At 56.1% G+C, this 17,707-nt stretch carries 14 protein-coding genes; 13 read left to right on the top strand and 1 reads right to left on the bottom strand.

Going from position 1 to position 17,707, the window contains the following annotated elements; all coding sequences use genetic code 11:
* Positions 1 to 438 precede the first annotated feature (438 nt).
* Genes cas3 through cas6e form a run of 6 tightly spaced genes read left to right on the top strand, consistent with a single transcriptional unit; the run spans position 439 to position 8,154 of the window.
* On the top strand, positions 439 to 3,471 hold the full coding sequence (cas3, locus tag J3U88_RS32690) for a CRISPR-associated helicase Cas3' (RefSeq protein WP_207863363.1): 3,033 nt from the start codon (positions 439 to 441) through the stop codon (positions 3,469 to 3,471).
* A 21-nt stretch (positions 3,472 to 3,492) separates the two neighbouring features.
* A complete protein-coding gene (locus J3U88_RS32685) occupies positions 3,493 to 4,974 on the top strand; it encodes a type I-E CRISPR-associated protein Cse1/CasA (protein WP_341535207.1) in 1,482 nt (493 codons plus the stop codon).
* The gene (gene casB / locus J3U88_RS32680) at positions 4,971 to 5,621 is read left to right on the top strand and encodes a type I-E CRISPR-associated protein Cse2/CasB (protein ID WP_207863360.1); all 651 of its coding nucleotides are present in this window, start codon (positions 4,971 to 4,973) and stop codon (positions 5,619 to 5,621) included. Before J3U88_RS32685 ends, casB begins: the two co-directional genes overlap by 4 nt.
* Positions 5,622 to 5,624: 3 nt before the next feature.
* Positions 5,625 to 6,779 (top strand): type I-E CRISPR-associated protein Cas7/Cse4/CasC, encoded by a 1,155-nt coding sequence (gene cas7e / locus J3U88_RS32675; RefSeq protein ID WP_207863358.1) that lies wholly within the window; start codon positions 5,625 to 5,627, stop codon positions 6,777 to 6,779.
* A complete protein-coding gene (gene cas5e, locus J3U88_RS32670; RefSeq protein ID WP_279382662.1) occupies positions 6,776 to 7,489 on the top strand; it encodes a type I-E CRISPR-associated protein Cas5/CasD in 714 nt (237 codons plus the stop codon). Before cas7e ends, cas5e begins: the two co-directional genes overlap by 4 nt.
* Entirely contained in the window at positions 7,486 to 8,154 is a 669-nt protein-coding gene (gene cas6e / locus J3U88_RS32665) for a type I-E CRISPR-associated protein Cas6/Cse3/CasE (protein ID WP_207863353.1), read from the top strand. Before cas5e ends, cas6e begins: the two co-directional genes overlap by 4 nt.
* A gap of 42 nt (positions 8,155 to 8,196) precedes the next feature.
* On the opposite strand, the gene J3U88_RS32660 is transcribed toward cas6e, so the two are convergent.
* Positions 8,197 to 8,916, bottom strand: a complete 720-nt coding sequence (locus J3U88_RS32660) for a PoNe immunity protein domain-containing protein (protein ID WP_207863351.1) — start codon at positions 8,914 to 8,916, stop codon at positions 8,197 to 8,199.
* An 880-nt stretch (positions 8,917 to 9,796) separates the two neighbouring features.
* Between J3U88_RS32660 and J3U88_RS32655 the strand changes: the two genes are divergently transcribed.
* From J3U88_RS32655 to J3U88_RS32625, 7 genes are all read left to right on the top strand, one after another.
* Positions 9,797 to 10,045, top strand: coding sequence for a hypothetical protein (locus J3U88_RS32655; protein ID WP_207863348.1), 249 nt, complete (start codon positions 9,797 to 9,799; stop codon positions 10,043 to 10,045).
* A 638-nt stretch (positions 10,046 to 10,683) separates the two neighbouring features.
* Positions 10,684 to 11,265 (top strand): ECF-type sigma factor, encoded by a 582-nt coding sequence (locus tag J3U88_RS32650; protein WP_207863346.1) that lies wholly within the window; start codon positions 10,684 to 10,686, stop codon positions 11,263 to 11,265.
* Positions 11,262 to 13,712, top strand: coding sequence for a protein kinase domain-containing protein (locus tag J3U88_RS32645; protein WP_207863344.1), 2,451 nt, complete (start codon positions 11,262 to 11,264; stop codon positions 13,710 to 13,712). The genes J3U88_RS32650 and J3U88_RS32645 overlap by 4 nt, the downstream gene beginning before the upstream one ends.
* A 159-nt stretch (positions 13,713 to 13,871) precedes the next feature.
* Positions 13,872 to 15,599 (top strand): gamma-glutamyltransferase, encoded by a 1,728-nt coding sequence (ggt, locus tag J3U88_RS32640; protein WP_207863342.1) that lies wholly within the window; start codon positions 13,872 to 13,874, stop codon positions 15,597 to 15,599.
* 18 nt (positions 15,600 to 15,617) lie between these two features.
* Positions 15,618 to 15,830, top strand: coding sequence for a hypothetical protein (locus tag J3U88_RS32635; RefSeq protein WP_207863339.1), 213 nt, complete (start codon positions 15,618 to 15,620; stop codon positions 15,828 to 15,830).
* A 73-nt stretch (positions 15,831 to 15,903) separates the two neighbouring features.
* Positions 15,904 to 16,965, top strand: a complete 1,062-nt coding sequence (locus J3U88_RS32630) for a 6-bladed beta-propeller (protein ID WP_207863336.1) — start codon at positions 15,904 to 15,906, stop codon at positions 16,963 to 16,965.
* Positions 16,966 to 17,239: 274 nt separating this feature from the next.
* A complete protein-coding gene (locus J3U88_RS32625; RefSeq protein ID WP_207863334.1) occupies positions 17,240 to 17,497 on the top strand; it encodes a hypothetical protein in 258 nt (85 codons plus the stop codon).
* Positions 17,498 to 17,707: the final 210 nt, after the last annotated feature.

The raw sequence follows: 17,707 nt of genomic DNA, 5'->3' as shown, positions 1-17,707 counted from the left end.
GAATGAACGAACTTCCCAACTTTTATCCTTGCCTTATTGGCATTCGATGGTCCCAGACTCATCCGCTAGAGCGGTCTCGCCCTCCCACCGTTAATTTAAAAGAAAGAGAACAAGCCGGCGTTTGATGATTTGATGCCGAGGTTGATTGGCGATGACGTACAGTTTCCCTTAAAGAGATTCAACAGGCTACGGTTTTAGGCCGCGAAAGCTTAATAAAACGAGTTGTTTAGGGGCGAAATGAAATTTTCCAAAATTGTTCTGACGGATTTGTCTCGATTTTGCGCATTGATTTGTATGACCTTGAAAAGCTAATCATCCAGGCGCATTTCGTTTTTACTGCAAAATCAGGAAAACGATCTTCGATCAATCACGCCGGGTCGTTGCTTGCTTTGTTGTCCTTCGTCCTTTTTGAATTGATGTTTTTTGAGGAGCCGAAGCGTGTCGAAGCATTTGGGCCGGGATCTACCCGCGGCCGAGTCGATTGCCGATGTTTTTTTGGGTTGGGGCAAGGTTTACCGACCCACCAAGAACCAACAGAAGGTGCATCGTTTAATTTTTCACCTGTTGGATGTGGGCGCCACCTTTTTCGCCTTGCTCGCTCGTGAGCCGCGTTTCCTGGAACGGTTCACCTTTTTGTCCTCGTTTGATCCCGATCTGACCCGGCGGCTCCTCGCGTTTTTTGCCGCCGCCCACGATGTCGGCAAGTGCTCACCCGGCTTCCAATACCTTTGCAACGCGAAGCTCGAAAAGGCACTCAAACCCATTTGGGCCGAGTTGGAAAACCATCCCAAACTCGGTAGCGGTTTTTCCTACTGGCAACGCAACCAAACCCCAACGAGGATGCCGTGCCATGGTTATTTGTCGGTTCACGCGCTGTTTCGCTTTTTTAATCCTGAACACTTTGAGGGTCCTGATGTTGATGAACCCTCGGACCCCATGGCGACCCAAATACTGTGGCAGTTGAGTCTCGCCTCGGGTTATCACCACGATAAGGACTTCCAACCCGGTTTTGACGAAGACCTTGATATTGCGTTTTTTAAGTCTGAGTATCGCGGCGACCAAGCTTGGACCGAGCAGCGACAAAAACTGCTCAACTGCCTTTGGGAAACCATCGTCGGTGATGCCGGCTTGGTGTCCGAGGTACGCGCGGCCTTGGCGGATGCGCCCACCTGTTCCGGCACAACATGGGACCCGTCGTTTTTGGTCGAACAGCTGTTGTTTGCCGGCCAAACGACCGTGGCGGATTGGATCGCCTCGGGCAAAGACCATTTTCCGCCTAGCGGCCTGGTGCCGGTTGAACGGGACTTGGCGGCTTATTTTCAAGGATCCCTTAAACGTGCCGCGACGGTGTTGGATGAACTGGTTTGGACCGGGCACCATGTTCGCCGCGTTCAGGGCCGGTCTTGGCAACAGCTTTTTCCCAACTTCATCAAACCGAACCCTCTACAGGCCGAGATTTTGGCGCTCCGCGACCAGATGCACGAACCCATGATGGTGCTTATCGAAGGACCGATGGGGATTGGCAAAACCGAGGCCGCGCTGACCGTGCTCAGCGCGGTATCGAACAAGGACCGCGGCTTTTTTGTGGCGCTGCCGACCCAAGCGACCGGCAATCAGATGTACGGGCGCGTTAAAAAATTTTTGGACCGCATGCTCGAGGAAAGCGATTCGCCCGGCCAACTCCAACTTGCTCACGGCAACCGCCGCTGGAATAAAACGTTTGTGGAAACCTTCCACGGGACGCGCACAGGGCGCGCCCGTCTCTTTGAAACGGATTCTTTCGATGAGGCGACGCCGTCCAAGGTTGTCGCCACCGAATGGGCGGCGATGGCACGCACCGGTCTTTTGGCGGAGTTCGGGGTCGGTACCATCGACACCTTGCTGGCCGCGGCACTGGTCGCCCGCAAACATTATTTCGTGCGTTTTGTCGGGCTGTACGGCAAAACCATCATCATCGATGAAGTTCACGCCAATGATACCTATATGGACGGGCTCTTCCGTTTGCTGCTGACCTGGTTGGGTGCCTTGGGTTGCCATGTGGTGTTGCTCTCGGCAACCCTACCGGAACACAAAAGGCACGCGTACCTGGCCGCTTATAGCGGTGGGTCTCCAGGGGCCTTGCCGGCCTGCAGCTATCCGCGCATTACCTCAGTGGTCGGAAACCGGCCGGAATCGGCCCAAGGCCGGCACATCGCGCTTGATCAAAAACGGGTCAAGCAGATCGCCGTCAAGCTGAAGTCGATCCGTTCGCCGGCCGATGTGGTCGACCATGTCAAAGCCGACGTGGCCGCCTGTAACGGGCAAGGTGTGTTCGTCCTAATTTGCAACACGGTGTTTTGTGCCCAGGATGTGTTTGCACTGTTCCAGGAATCGCCGGATTTCGACAACAACTGCTTGTTGTTGCACCATGCCCGCTTCATCATGGGCCAGCGCGTGGCGCACGAGGCACGGGTTAATCGGGAGCTTGGAAAAGATGCCCTTAAAGAGGTTTGGGAAAAACGCGCCGACCGTCCCTTAATGATTCTGATTGGGACCAGTGTCTTGGAGCAAAGTCTCGATTACGATTGCGACCGCATGTACAGCCTGCCCTGCCCGGTGGACCTGTTCTTCCAGCGTACCGGTCGTTTGTACCGGCGCTTTTATTGGTTTCCCAACCGTGCTTTTCCCGAGCCGGCGACCGCGACTTTGTTCCATTTCGGCCCGTTGAAAAACCCGGACCTCATCACTTGCGGCAGCGCGTTCATCTACGATGCCTATCTGTTGTTGCGCACGTTACGGCTTTTGGCCGAGCGCATTGAACGGACGGGCAACGCACTCTTTAATGATCGCGATGATCTGGATGAAATGGTCCAAATGGTTTACCAAAAAGACGGGCGGCCTGTCGGCAAAAGGGAAGCCGCCGCCTTGGAAGCATGGGAACACGCCCGCGCTCACGAGGAAACCCAGGCCCATGTCTCGCTTTTACCCGCGCCCGATGATTGTGCCTGGCGTACGAGCTGTTTTGGGGAAAACGGGGAGCGGGTGCATTCTTGGTTCACCCAAGTCATGGCGCGGCGCAACCAACCACACGGTTCGCAACCCAAAAAGAACACCCGACTCGGTGAATTTGCGACCCAGGCGGTTTTGTTGGTGCGGCGCGACAAACAGTTGGTTCCACTCGGCCAAAACGGCATGCCCTTGAAGAAGGGGATTGCCGAGGGCAAGGGTCGGCTTGAGGAGCTGGAAACGGCGCGGCTGCTTATTCAGAGCAGTGTGTACCTGCACGAGGGCTGGGTGGACAAATTTGGTGAACACTTAATCGATTTCAACCCCTACGATCACCCGGCTTTGCGAGAAGCCAAAAAGTTGATTGGTTGTTGGGATGAACGTCGGGAAAGGGTGTGGTTTCCACAAATTTCCGGCGCTTTTTATGAACCTCAGGCCGGGTTTCGGTATCAGAAAGAAAGGAAAGAGGAGGATTTATGCGATTAGCGTGGTTGGCTCCTTGGCGAGATGGGTGGGGAGGTGGCCGTGGCCAACTTCTTGGATGAAATCGCCTGGGTACCCTGTATGTCGGCGTCGGGCAAAGTGATGCTGACCCTACACGATTTTTTGATGCAAGCAGATCGCGTTCACGATTTTGCGGTTGCCGCGCCCACCAAAAAGGCCTCGCTTTGGTTGAGCTTGTGCAGTTGGACGGCGTCGGCGGTGCGCCGCAAAGGTTTGGATCCACGCACTTATTCCTTCGAGGATGTGGCCGCTTACCTCAAGGTGCACCGTGGCTGGTTTGATGCAGACCGCTTTTGTCAGGTACCTGCCTATGCGCAACTGAGCGCGAAGAAGGCGGTGCTGTTGTCGGTTTTGGAAACAGAACTGGAAAGTGGCAACAATCCTAACTTCTTTACCAAGATGGATGCCGACCGCCCCAAAAACTACACTGCACCTGAGGTTGCGCTCACTTTATTGCAGGGCCACTGGTATGGGCTGGCGGGTCTGGGGGGAGGCGTCGGCAAAGAAAACCTCAGTTTTACAGATTGCCCGGCCTCGCGGTGTCTGGTGCTGGTGCGGAAAACCGAGAATTTAGAAAAAATGCTGCGCTACAACGTTGATCTGCTGTTGCGGGACGCGGCGGTCGTTGCGGACTTTGTTCCCGCATGGGAGCGGGCGGACGGTGGCGCCGATTTCCTGGAGGAGGATAAGAAGCTTAGGCCCGATGTACCGCTGTACCTCAGTTTCGGGCTGCACCGCGCATTCCAGGTTGTGTGGGAAGGGGCGCGGGCTCGGTTCCTTCGGCGGGCGAAGGGTGCGGTGGTGCCCGAGTTGGCCCTCATCATGTGCCGGATGATCGCGGCCCAGGATCGCGAAGAAGTGAGCGTGGCCGGTTCGCGGGTTTTAAAAGTGCGTGCCGATCCGAAACGTGCCGTGTGGCGGGATCTGCACTCGATTCTTGAGTGTTTGAAAATGTCCCAGGCCGTGTTTGACAAACCCAAACGGGCGCTGGTGATCGAAGTCTTCGGGATGTTTACACCGAGTCAGGCAAAGATTGAAGGCGAAACGGGGTCCGTGTTCCATATCCCGGTTGAAGTGGTCTACGACAAGAAGATGCGGGAGGGCCTTAAAGAAGGTTTGGACCTATTTGACAAAGGTGGGCGTCGCCTATACGCCACGCTGAGAAGCGGATGTGAGAAAGCGATTAGCCAGGCCAAACAAAAGGGTGACCGTGACCATGTGAACAAGTTGCTGGCGCGGTCGGCCGCATTTGATACCTACTGGGACGACTGCGCGGTTCACTTTTTTGGGCAATTGCTGCCGGGTCTGGTGACCGACCGGCCGGCGGCGCTGGGTGCGGCCAAGCAGGCAAGTAACCACTTCATTCGCAAAGCACAGAATGTGTTTCTTTCCGAGTTTCCCAAGGGGAGCAGTTGGTATCGCCTTGCCGGCTACCTTCAAAGCCGTTTTATGCCAACCACAAAGAAGCAGGAGGTGAAGTTGTGAGAATTGAAACCGAAGCACCGGTGGATTACAAGGGGTTGTTCCAAAGTATTGCGGCAACCATTCATGCCTATGGCGCGCCCGAATCCCACCATCGCGCCAGGTTGGCCGAGTTGCGTCGCTGTCGTCAGGTCGCGGAGGAGCGCAAGAGCGTTTTGATTTGGTCCTTGCTGGGCGCCAAAATTCCCGTGGAAATAAAAGGGTTTACCGAGGGGACACAGCTCGATAAACGCCGGCGGCCGCAACAGGACTTTTTGGAAACGCTTTACCTGGTTGCGCCTTTGCAAGCGGCGGTCAAATACAACAGCTCGGATTTCGAGAGCACCCCGCACCCGGTTGATTTAGCTACCACGCTTCGGAGCTTGGTGGGCAAGGACAAACAACGCCTTGAGGCGGTTGAGCGGCGTTTTTTGCGGTTGCTGCGTTTGCCGCGAAGAAACCTCGAACGGCAGCTTTTTTCCATGTTGAACATCATCCGCGGCTTTGAGGGCGGCCGTATTGATTGGCCCCAACTGTATTGGGATCTCTATCGTTGGGACCGTAGGCGTGAAGCGTTCAAACATGAGACGGTGCGCACGCGCTGGGCGCGTCAGTTTTTTGGTGATCGGGAAACGGGTTCGGAAACACATCAGGAACAAGAGGAGAAGTAAGTTATGTTTTTAGAAGTGAGCGCGATTCAGCATTTTTCATCAGTTAATTTAAATCGGGACGACGCCAATGCGATTAAAACGATTCATTTTGGCGGTTATGAGCGGCAACGGGTTTCATCGCAATGTTTTAAACGTGCGATGCGTCAACATCGCGCAATGGAAGAAGCGCGTGCCGGCAACGAAAGTTACCGCACCAAGTACGTCTTTGGGCGCATGGCCGAACTGCTTGAATTGAAAGACAAAGACAGCAAAAAACACAAGGCTTTGGCCGAATACCTCACTGCCTTGGGGTTAGGCAAATTCGAAGTGCCCAAAAAAGGGAAAAAGAAAAAAGTGGATGAGGCGGCCGGCGAATCAGTAGCCGACGGTCAGGTGTTAAAAACCTTGTTTTTCACCTCGGATCGGGAGCTTGCGCAAGCCGCCGCCTGTCTTCGGGAAAACGAATTCGACGTCAAGGCCGCTGCAAAGGCCTTTCAAGAATGCTATGCGACCTTGCCGATAGCTTTGGATATCGCCTTGTTTGGGCGCATGGCCGCATCGGATGTGACCTTAAATGTCGATGCCGCGGTTCAGGTGGCCCACGCCGTTTCTACCAACGAAATTGTCATCGAGGACGACTTTTTTACCGCGGTTGACGATCTTGGCAGCGAGGAGCGACAGGGCGCCAACATGATTGGGACCACCCAGGTGGCGAGTCCCTGTTTTTACCGCTACGCCTGTTTGTCGTTGGACATTTTGAAGCGCAACCTTGGTGAGGCTTGGGAAACGGATCGGGATCGGGCCGTGGCGGGTTTTGTGGCATCTTTTATTTTGGCCTCGCCCACCGGCAAAGCCAACAGTACCGCGCCCCACTCGGTGCCTGATTTCGTGTTGGTGAGCGTGGGCGAGAACCAGCCGATTAGTTTGGTGAATGCTTTCGATCAACCGGTTTACGCCGATCAGCACCGCGGTTTAGCGGCCGGTTCCGTTGACGCGCTGATGACGTACTTGGGCAAGATCAATCGGTTTTACGACTGGGGCTCCGGTCGAACCGCCTTTTTGGGAGGCACCGTTGACATCGAGCGCCCCCAAGCTGAAGAGATCGGGATCAAAAAAGTGCCCGCGCTGAAGGCTTTGTTGGAGGATGCCGTCACCGCCTGTCGTGAGGTTGGTGTATGAGTCGCGGAACCTTATTTCTCCGGCTGGTGGGGCCCATGCAATCCTGGGGAAACGAAAGTACCTTGACGACCCGAGGTGTGGGTGACCTGCCGACGCGGTCCGGGGTGACGGGTTTGGCCTGTGCCGCCCTTGGGATTTCCCGTGAAGACCATGGCGACTTAGAGGCCTTTGCGAAACTCCAATTTGCGGTTTGTGAGATCAAACGCGGGATTGTTGAGCGGGATTTCCAAACCGTCGGCGATACCCTCACGGTAGAGGGTAAAGCCCGCGGCACCATTCTCTCGCCCCGCTGGTACCGTTGCGGTGCAGCATACCTGGCCGCGTTTTGCGGTGATTCGGCTTTTTTGAACAAGGTGCATCAGGCATTGCGGCGTCCCAAATGGCCTTTGTTTTTAGGACGGAAAAGCCATGTTCCCAGTGCGCCGGTCGCCATGGTTACCGCCTTATGGCCGGATGAGATTGATGCTTATTTTGTGGCGGCGCAACAGGGGAAACACCGGTGTTTAAAACAAGCTGCCGAGGGGGCGATGTCGCCGATTCGGAATCCCTCGTATTTTGATGTGCCGGTTTCGTTTGCCGCGCGCCGGTTTGAACCCTCGGTGTATCAGGAAGTTCGTGCGGACGTCGATGCAGCCGTGCTTAAAGAATTCAACCAGGGGTTGCCGCTTAGGTTGGGCAACCCAACATGGCGAGGAGGAACAGTTCAATGAATCGGCAACTTCACTTTCTGAAAATTGATCCGGTCACCAGCCTGCGAAATCAGCGGCTCAACGCGTTTTTGGGCAACGCTTATGCCGTTCACGGTTGTATCGAAGCCTTGAAAAACGATGCGCATGACGCGGGAGAGGATCGCCTGTTGTGGCGCCTGGATCGGGATAAGCGAAATCCAGCCACTTTTCTGCTGGTTCAGACCAATTTTGAGCCAAACGCCGCGGGCCTAACGGCACTGACCGAAAACCCGCTGATCCAGCGCGTTCACCGCAAAACGGTTGCACCTCGGTTCCAAGAGCGCCAGGTTTTTCATTTTCGGCTGCGCGCAAACCCGACCAAAGCAGTGGGTTGCGGGGAGAAAGGGCGACGCGGTAAGCGTGTGGCCGTGACCGGGGTGGCGGAAGCCGAGGCTTGGCTTCATCGCAAAGGTGTTTTTCATGGCTTTGATTGCCGGTTGCACAACCTGGTGGAAGAAGGACCGATGGTGCTGAAGAAATCAGGGAAAAAGCAAGGGCGGTCCGTTCGAACGATGACCTTTAACTCCGTGCTTTTCGAAGGCGTTTTGCAAGTGAGCGACCCGGAGAAGATGACGGCTTGTTTCGAACGGGGCATTGGTCACGGGCGGGGTTTTGGCTTTGGAATGTTGTCGCTGGCCAAAAAATAAAACAAAAACAGCGGGCGCCCGGGGCGCGGTGGGGCGCCCGGGTTAGGCGGAGGCTTGGGTGAGCCAATCGGCGGGGAAGGTGGGCAGGCCCGAAACCGCGCCTGGGTCGAGGCCCCGCTGGCTGACGATGACCGCGGTGACGAAACACCAGAGGCCGATGCCGACGGCTTTGTCGGACCAGGGGTCTTGCTGCCAGGAGAGTTTGCCGAGGCGGCGGTCAAGCTGGCAGAGGTAGGCCGCCAGAATGTATTCCGCTTTTTGTTTGTCCTCGCGGTTCCAGGCGTCCAGCAGGGGGAAATAGTTCTTGTGACGCAACCGCGACGCGCTGTTGGTGGTGTTGCCGATCAGCAGGCGGTCCAGCAAGGGATCGCGGTCCGCCGGCTCGGGGTAGCGGCGTTGGTACATGGTGACCAGCTTGGTGCGGTGTTTGGCCGGGAGCTGGGTGAGGGTGCACCAAGCCGCGGCGGAGACGGCCAGGTAATAATCGTCGAACTGGTCGAGGTCGAAAAAGGCCAAAGGTTCGCGGCTCTCTTCTTCCGTGATGTAGGAAATCGTGGCGGCGAAGGCGGCGCGCAGCGAATCAATCGACTCGCCGGAGCTAAAGCGACAGATGAGGAGTTTTAGGCGCGCGGTCAGCCATTGACGGGTATCGTCGCCCTTGTTTTCCGCCGGTTGGTTGTCTTCTAAGACCTGTCGCGAAAGCTCTGATATGTTGCGTGAAAAATAATCCGTGCCATATGCGATGGCCCTGGTTTTACTCATGGTGTGTTCCTTGGTGCAACGTTACCGAATCCGGCGCGGTTGACACGGCAAAAGGGGCCGTGACCGTTGGGGTACGGTAAACATGGGGTCCGCGACAAGCACGCGGAATCGGGGGAACGCGGCGTCGTCGGGACGATGAAGAAGCTTTGTGTGAGCGGAGCCTCGGGGGTGAGGCGACGGTAACCCATGAAAGAGGCTTGAGGACGCCTCATGAGGAACGGAACAAGCAGGGTACACGAATAAAAATTTTAGGACCGCCGTATCTTATCATGTTTTCGGAAAAGTGGGCGGAAGATTGTGGCGAGGTTTTTTGCGGGCCGGCGGGTAATTTTCCTCTTTGGGGCCGTGGCATAGCCGGTTCGTTTGGGCTATTGGGATTTTGGCGACTCGGCTGGTGGGGGGGGTGCCAAAAACGGCTTATGAGTGAAGTCTGTCGATTCCACCCCGCTTTCTGGGCGTGTTTGCCGTGAACAGATCAGATTTCGCCTAGGTACTCAAAAAATAATGCCTGTCGGTAACCTGTTCCGCCAGGGTGGCGTGTTGTGGATAACCTATTATGGGGCACTGGTTTGTATGCTTCCGCGAGCTTTTTGTTAGGCGGAAAAGTGGTAAGAAAAGCGATGGGAAACCGTCACCTACGAATTTTTCCGACACCCTTGGTTTCTCACCGGCGCCCTAATAAGTGACGGCTTGTTTAGCTGGTTAACAAACTGGGTGTGCGTTGTGAGACGTATTCTTGCAAGCGTCTTGCTTCTCTCCCCGCGGCCTTTACTTCTCAATGATTCGTTCTCTAAAGCGCTTTACCTTTTTGGTTTGACGCTGAGATGGTCGGCCCTCTCGGCCGCCGTGGTATCAACCCTTACCACCTATGGAGGAATCGATGTATAGCACGAACAAATGTCCCAAGGATTTCGACACTCATGTACAAGCTAACAACGACGGCAAAAGTTCATCCGCGAAGAAACCGAAAAAAGACGGCACCGCGGGGTCTCTGAATTCCAGGCTGGTGGACGATGGTCAAGGCGTCCCTATGAACCCGCACGGCGATGGCAGCACCACCAAGCAAAAGGCGGAGAAAGCGGTGGGCGCGACCAGTTTACCCAAACAGAACCCGTTGTCAAAAAAGTAAAGAAGCAGGCCAAACCACCCAACCGTTGCCAATAAAGAAAGGGAGCGCCTTGTACGCTCCTTTTTGTTAGGCGACGGCCGGGGCTTGCGGGTGCCATGGCGCACGGCTTGGCGGGTATTTCGAGAACGGTTTGGCTCGCTCAGGGACTAAACCCCGCGGAATTTGGCAACACTTCCGGTAGGGTGAGGGAATCCTGTTGGTTGGCATCGTTTGGCCGCGGGTCAATACGGGAAGAAGTTTTGTTTCGAGATGATCGTGATTTGAATACAAACATGAATAAACTAAAAAATATGCATTGTCGGAATATTGTAAATCCTATTCTGTTTTGATGTTTGACGTTGCGTTGGTTAGCATTTCCTGGATGATAGCCGGCCATTGTCGTTTGGCCTGCTGTAGCTCTGTTTTAAACACAGGGTATTAAGATGTAAAGTTATAGAATTATTGGTTTTAATAGACGAATTAGTACTCTGTTTAAGCATTCCAAGCGGCCAAGCTATGGGTTTTAAATGTCGTCTTTGAAAAATGTAGCATCATAGAGGAAAATAATTTTTTAGGATTGAATCAATTTTTATGTATTTTTCTTCGTGTTTTATCTATGATTTGATCATTATCCATCCGTACCCACAGGAAGTTCCGCCGTGAATGCTTTTCATAATCAAAGGCTTACGATGGTGCTCCATCGTTGGCATGCCGGCGACGAGGCCGCTCTCGATGTCCTTGTTGAAACCATTTATCCCCATTGCCTCGAGATGATTGCGAAACGTGTCGGGCCGCGACTCACGCCCACGTTTTCGCGTCACGATCTGGCTCATGAGGTGTTACGCAACCTGGCGAGTATGCGCGGTCGTCGCATTGAAAGCAGTGAACACCTGCACAATTTGATCAGCCGCATGATCTACCACGAACTGGCCGACCACTGTAAAACCCGCCAAGCGCTTAAACGGGGCGGTGGCGAGGCGGCGGTCCCTTTTGACGAGTCCTGGATGAGCCCGGATCAAGCGCAGTTCTATGAACGGATCATGACGCACCAGGTCCTTGAGCGTTATGCCGAAATCGATTCGAGCGGTGCCGGTATGTTTGTTTTCTATCATCTCTTCGACCAAGGTTACGAGGAGGTAGCCGAGCGCTATGGCGTCTCGGTGAGTACGGTCAAGCGGCGTATCAAAGCGGCCCGTCTCTGGTTAAAAAACCAGGTGGGTTCTCAGGTGGGTGCGTCGTGAGCAGCGAGCAGCTGTTTCACGAATTTTTTGTGGCCGGGCTTGAGGCAACCGACGTCGAACGGCTTGCGATTCTCGAGGAGGCAGGCCGCGTGGACCCGGATTTCCCGCCAAAACTGCTGAAATGGTGGCAGTCGGAAAGCGAAAGCGACAGCGCCTTGTTTGGCGGTCTCAAGCGGTATTCGGCGACGGAAGAGGGGACTGCTTTTCCCCGCGAATTCGATGATTACCGGTTGGAAGCACAAATCGGGCGCGGCGGGATGGGTGTCGTTTTTCGTGCCCGTCAAATCAGTTTGGATCGTGAGGTGGCGATTAAGTTCCTGTCGCGGCGGGGTTTGCTCGCGGAAGATGCGCGCTTCAACGCGGAGGCGCGATTGCTGGCCCAAATGACCCATCCCAACATTGTTCAGATCCACGGGAGTGGTTGGTTACCCATTGGTGATCGGGTTTTTCCCTACCTGGTGATGCAGTATTCGGGCGGGGTCCCCCTGGATCAGTATTGCCGCGAGCAAGCACTGACCCTCAAAGACCGCCTGCACATCATGCTGCAGGTCATGGACGGTGTGCAACATGCCCACAGCCGCGGTATCACCCACCGCGACCTCAAACCCAGCAACATCTTGGTAACGGCATCCCAGCAAGGCCGGCTGGTACAGCTCATCGATTTCGGCCTGGCCGGCAGGGAGGAGGACGGTTGTCGGGGCGGAACCCAAGGCTTCATGGCGCCCGAACTTTCCTCCGGCAGCCTCATCGCCGGACCCATCACCGATGTTTACGCCCTGGGCGTTGTGCTTCACATGGTGCTCGGGGGCGCACCGCCGCGCGGCGATACACCCTGTTCATCGGTTGCGGCGGCGCAGACGAAGCCGCCGGTTGCGCCCGCCGATCTGCGCGGTGATTTAGATCGGCTTTGTGCCAAGGCGCTGGCCACCGAACCCGGTGACCGTTACCAAACCGTGCAAGACCTCGCGGCCGATGTCCGTGCCTGGTTTTCGTTTCGACCCCTGCAGGCGGTGCCCGCGACGCTGCTTTACCGAACCCGCAAGGCCCTGCGCCGCCATCGTGGACCCTTGGTGGCGGCGTTGGTGGTGATGCTGCTCCTGTTTGGCGCGGTGCATAACCTGAACGAAAAGTTGGAAATGAAACAAAAAGCGATCCAACTCGAACAGGCAAAGTTGGCATCCGATCAGTTGGTCGTTCGCTCGGAAAAACGGCTGCGTGTTGCGAACAAACTCATGCTTGAGGTGTTTCGGGAACTGGCGCCGGGTCGCAGCGGGGGACAGATTTCGGTGCGCAGTCTCCTCGCCCGGGTTGAAGAATTGGTGGAGGAGGCGGCTGACACGGATGCTGCGCTCAAAGGCGAGCGATTGCTCACGCTTTCCAAAGTATGCGAGGAGTTGGGGGTTTTTGACAAAGCTCATGCCTTGAGTGGGTTGGCCGCGGATTTGTTTTCCTCGCAAGGGGATGCGGCGCGTGGGGATTGGCGATTGGCGATGTCGCATCGCGCCTACCAAGCGCGTCGTTTGGGCAAGCTGGATGAGGCCGAGGCAACCTATCGCATGCTGCTGGCGGAACCCCATGATCGCGAAAAACCTGAATTCCGCTTGGTCCTGCAAAGTGGCTTGAGCGATGTCTACCTGGGCAAGGGCGAGAATCTGGCGGCACTGGAACTTGCTGAAAAAACGCTTGCCGCGTGGCAAGAATTGGCAGGCCAAACCGACCTGCGCACCTTGGCCGTTCAAAATACCTTGGCACGGGTTCTGTTATTTCTGAACCAGGGTCCTCGGGCCGAGCGGTTACTAAGGGACATGGTGACCAAGTTGGAGCAGCGGTTGCCGCCCGATCATCCGCGCATTTTGGCGGCCCTAGGCAACCTTGCTTGGGGCCAGGTGCGGCAAAAGAAGGGTGATGAGAAGCTGATGCGCGAGGTATTGCAGCGACAACACTGTGTGTTGGGTATTGAGCACCCGGATACCCTAACCCTGATCAACCTTTTGGCCAATCACCTTGCCAAGCACAAACGTTTTGCCGAGGCGTCTGAATATTTTGCGATGGGTTACGCGGTGGTGGACGATCAGGTTACCAAAAGTTTAACGGCGCATAACTGGGGGAACACCCTGAACCAACTGGGCGCTTACGCGCATGCCGAACAGCTTTTGGATGAAGCCCTGGCGGTTCGCATCGAGCTCAAAGGGGCGACCCACCAACAAACGATGCTGACCCGCGCGACCTTGGCGGAGGTATGGACGGCCACGGGACGGGTCGTGGAGGCGGAACAGGAAGCACGGCTTTTGTTCGAAACGGCGCTGCGCAAGTGGGGGCCCGATCAAGGGGTCACCCAAACCTTCAAGGCTTTTTGGCAAAAGGTGCGGGACAAAGTTGGGCCGGCGAATCCCACGGAAACGGCGTCGATCCAAAGGGAACCCATTGACGCGACCGCGCCCCACTAAAAGGCGGCTTGGGTCACCTTCTCCCTTTTTCAAGACAACCGAACGGCTCATTTCCGGTGGCGGCATTTCTCCAAATCGAAAAGTCCGTTAGACTCAGGGGCATGATACACATTTAAGTCGGCCCCGTTCGCGGACGGGATCGCGGTTGGGAGAGGCGTGATGAAGTTGGCTTTTCGTCTGTTGGTTCCTGTCTGGTTGGGCCTTTTGGCGACCGGTCCCCTGGTTTTTGCGCAAATTGATCGGGTGACGGGGCGCGCCTTTGCGACACGCTCCGAGGTATTTGCGACCCAGGGCATGGTGGCGACCAGCCAGCCTTTGGCGACCCAAATCGGGCTGGACATCCTCAAAGCGGGCGGTTCCGCGGTGGATGCGGCCATCGCCGCCAATGCCGCGCTTGGCCTGATGGAGCCGACGGGGTGTGGGATCGGCGGCGATTTGTACGCCATCGTCTGGGACGCGAAGTCCGGGAAATTACACGGCCTGAACGCCAGTGGCCGTTCGCCGCTCGGGCTCAGCTTGGCCGAACTCAAAAAAGAAGTGGCGGCGTTGGGCCGCGAGGACATCCCGCCTTACGGCATGTTGCCGATTTCGGTGCCGGGCGCGGTGAGCGGTTGGCAGGCGTTGCACGATCGCTTCGGGCGTTTGCCGCTGAAACAGGTCTTAAACCCCGCGATCAGCTACGCGGAAAAAGGGTTTCCGGTCAGCGAATTGATTGCCCATTATTGGCGGCTGAGCGTACCGCGGCTGCGCGACCAACCGGGCTCTTTTGTTAAGACGTTCACCATCGACGGGAAGGCGCCGGCCAAGGGCCAAATCTTCCGCAATCCCGAACTGGCGGCGACCTACCGACAGATCGCCGAACAGGGTGCGGCGGCGTTTTACCAAGGCGAATTGGCGGATGCGATGCACGCCTTTTTCAAGGAAAACGGGGGTTGGCTGCGCAAGGTCGACTTTGAAAAACACCGCGCGGATTGGGTTGAACCGGTATCGGTTGCCTACCGCGGCACGCGCGTGTGGGAGCTTCCACCCAACGGGCAAGGCATTGCCGCCTTGCAAATGCTGCAAATCCTCAAAGCCTACGACCTCAAGGCGATGGGCCACAACAGCGCCGAATTCCTGCACCTGATGGTGGAAACCAAAAAACTGGTGTTTGAGGATCGCGCCAAATACTACAGCGATCTGTCCTTTAATAAGGTCCCGGTGGCGGGTTTGATTTCGGATGAATACGCGGCCGAGCGGCGCACATTAATCAACCCCGAACGCGCGGCGCGTCGGCTTGAGGCGGGCAACCCGGCCCTGCAACACGGCGACACCATTTACCTGACCACGGCCGATAAAGACGGCAACATGGTCTCCCTGATCCAAAGCAACTACCGCGGCATGGGTTCCGGTGTGGTGGTGCCCGGTCTGGGTTTTGTGTTCCAGGACCGCGGCCAACTGTTCGCCCTGGAAGCGGACCACCTCAACGTTTACGCCCCCGGCAAGCGGCCCTTTCAGACGATCATCCCGGCATTTGTGACCAAAGACGGCAAACCCTACCTCAGCTTCGGGGTCATGGGTGGACCGATGCAGCCACAAGGGCATGTGCAAATCCTGGTGAACATTCTGGACTTCGGCATGAATCTCCAGGAAGCCGGCGATGCGGCGCGGTGGCAGCACGTGGGTTCCTCGGAGCCGACCGGGACCCGGATGACGGACGGCGGCGTGGTTGAGCTGGAATCCGCGATCCCGTGGGAAACGGTGCGGGCCTTGCGGCGCAAGGGGCACCGTGTTCAGTACGGCAACGGCGGGTTCGGCGGTTACCAGGCGATTATGCTGAATCCCGAAACCGGTGTTTACACGGGCGCCTCGGAATCCCGTAAAGACGGCCAAGCGGCGGGTTACTGAAGGCGAAGGAGGCATCCCTTGATTTGCATCAAAATCAAAAACGGCAAAGACGTGGCGGTGAACAACACGCGGTGGTTCAGCAATTTCCTGAGCAGAATTGGGCCGAGGGCGATCATCGAAGCCGAGGTTGAAAAACAGGTGATGCTCCGATTGGAAGCGGAATTGAAACGAAACGGGGTTGAGGCCGTACTCTGGCGCGCCGAAGACGGCGACGAACCTTTGGGCCGATAAGCCGTCATTCCAATAAACCTTCGGAGACTTTTGCTCGTTTGGGGTTCTGTTCCATTTTTGGGAGGTTTCCTGTATGTGGTTGCTGTTGCTGTTGGGTCTGTTCGTTGGTAGCGAGGATTTGGTGAAGCAGAAAGGTTATCTGCTGCCTGATGATGCCTTTTTGGCCGATCCGGTCGCGATGGCGTTCAGCCCCGACGGGCGTTTGTACCTGCTGGACCGAGAGCAAAAGAGGGTATTTTTTTGGGATGCCGCGGGCAGGTTTCAGGGGGCGTTCGGGACCGAGGGCCAAGGGCCCGGCGAATTCCTCAATCCCTTCCAGCTTCAGGCCGATAACGGCGCGGTTTACATTTGGGAAGATCGCCAGGTGATTTCCGTTTTTAGCCCCAAGGGTGAATTTGTGCGGCGGTTTCACACCACCTCGGCCCGTCCGCGCGTCTTTGCGCCGCTTAAAAACGATCTCTTCCTGTTGGGTTTCCGTAGCCGCGATCACCGCGCGATGTACATGCACTTCGAACTGCGCAATGGCCAGGGCGAACCAGTTCAAGAGCTGATGAAAGAAGAAAACAAAGCGTTCGTGCGGGTTGGCGAAGGCGACAACAATGTGACGATCCGTGCCTACATGCCCGAGATCGACATTCAGCCAACAGAAAACGGCACCTGGTTGGCCGGTTTTTCCCAGGAAACAACCCTCAGGGAAATCGACGCCTCGGGCAAAGTGCTCAAAACCCACCGCTTCGATTTACCGCAAATTGAATCCAGTGAGCGTGATCGCGAGGTGTTTATGTCGATGTCGTTTCCCGGACCCGACGGTCAGCGCATCGGTCTCAAGGATCTGCCCAATATTAAGGTCGATTTCAGCCAACCCAAGGCCTACTACACCCACTTCGTGCTGGGTAAAAGCCGTATTGCTTTTGTTTTGTCGCCGATTGGTTCAACCGATGCGGTGAACACCGGCCACAGCTACGGCACCTACGTGGTGTGTGATCGCAACAGCGGCAAACGGGTGGGCAAGGGTTTTTACCGCTTGCCGGAAGATTCGCGGGTTTTTTACAAAAACAACCGCATTTTGGGGGTCGTGCTCAATGACGATGATGAATTCGAAATCGCGACCTACACGCTGAAAGGGTTGAAATAACCCCGTCCAGGTAACAGTCACTGTTAGCGAAGACGACGACAGCGTCGTGATTCAACCCAATGGGGTTGGATGGCGGCGACCGTCGTCCTTTTCGTTTTTTGGTGGTTAAGTTATTGAATTTATAAGCGATGCCGAAAGAGCCGGCACGGCCGGCATTGTCCTTGCCCTTAGGAGATTGCCCGGTTGCGCATGGGAAAAATGCCCGTGCCCTATCTCGCCGAACCGGGCGCTTATTTTATGAAAAAGAGGAAGCTGCCAACCTCGGGAGTTCCGCATGGGTGTTGTTTTGCGCCGCGTGGGGGGACACATTGGTCCTCGTGCGCGGTTTTGGTCGTTGGTCGCTTGGTGTTTGGTTTTGGCTGTTCCCGGCTGGGCCGCCGAGCCGTCGGAAGCGGGCGAGGTCTGGGTGCTGCCGATGAAGATCGAGGGTAAATCGCGTTTTTCCCGCTTGCTGTTGCGCAACGAGGGTGCTCGTACCCTTATGTGTAGCGGGGCACCTCGCATCTCGGAAACCAAAAATAGCGTGATGTGATGTCCCAGCCGCTCGATTTTGAAGCTAATGTGTTTAATGCTCAGAAGCTTAGCGGAAACCCCCGGCAGCTTGGCCGAGCCGCCGGGGTGGTAGGTTCGGAGCCGCTCGTACCCTTGAGACGTCTTTGACAGTCCGTAGCCCAGATTTAGCCCGCTCCTACCCCGCACCCTCCAAAGACCGAACACTATCTTGGTCTCAGTTTTGAAGACC

The organism is Acanthopleuribacter pedis (genome assembly GCF_017377855.1).
GTDB lineage: Bacteria > Acidobacteriota > Holophagae > Acanthopleuribacterales > Acanthopleuribacteraceae > Acanthopleuribacter > Acanthopleuribacter pedis.
Note: the sequence above shows the minus strand (reverse complement) of the source record. Positions and strands in the feature narration are given on the sequence as shown.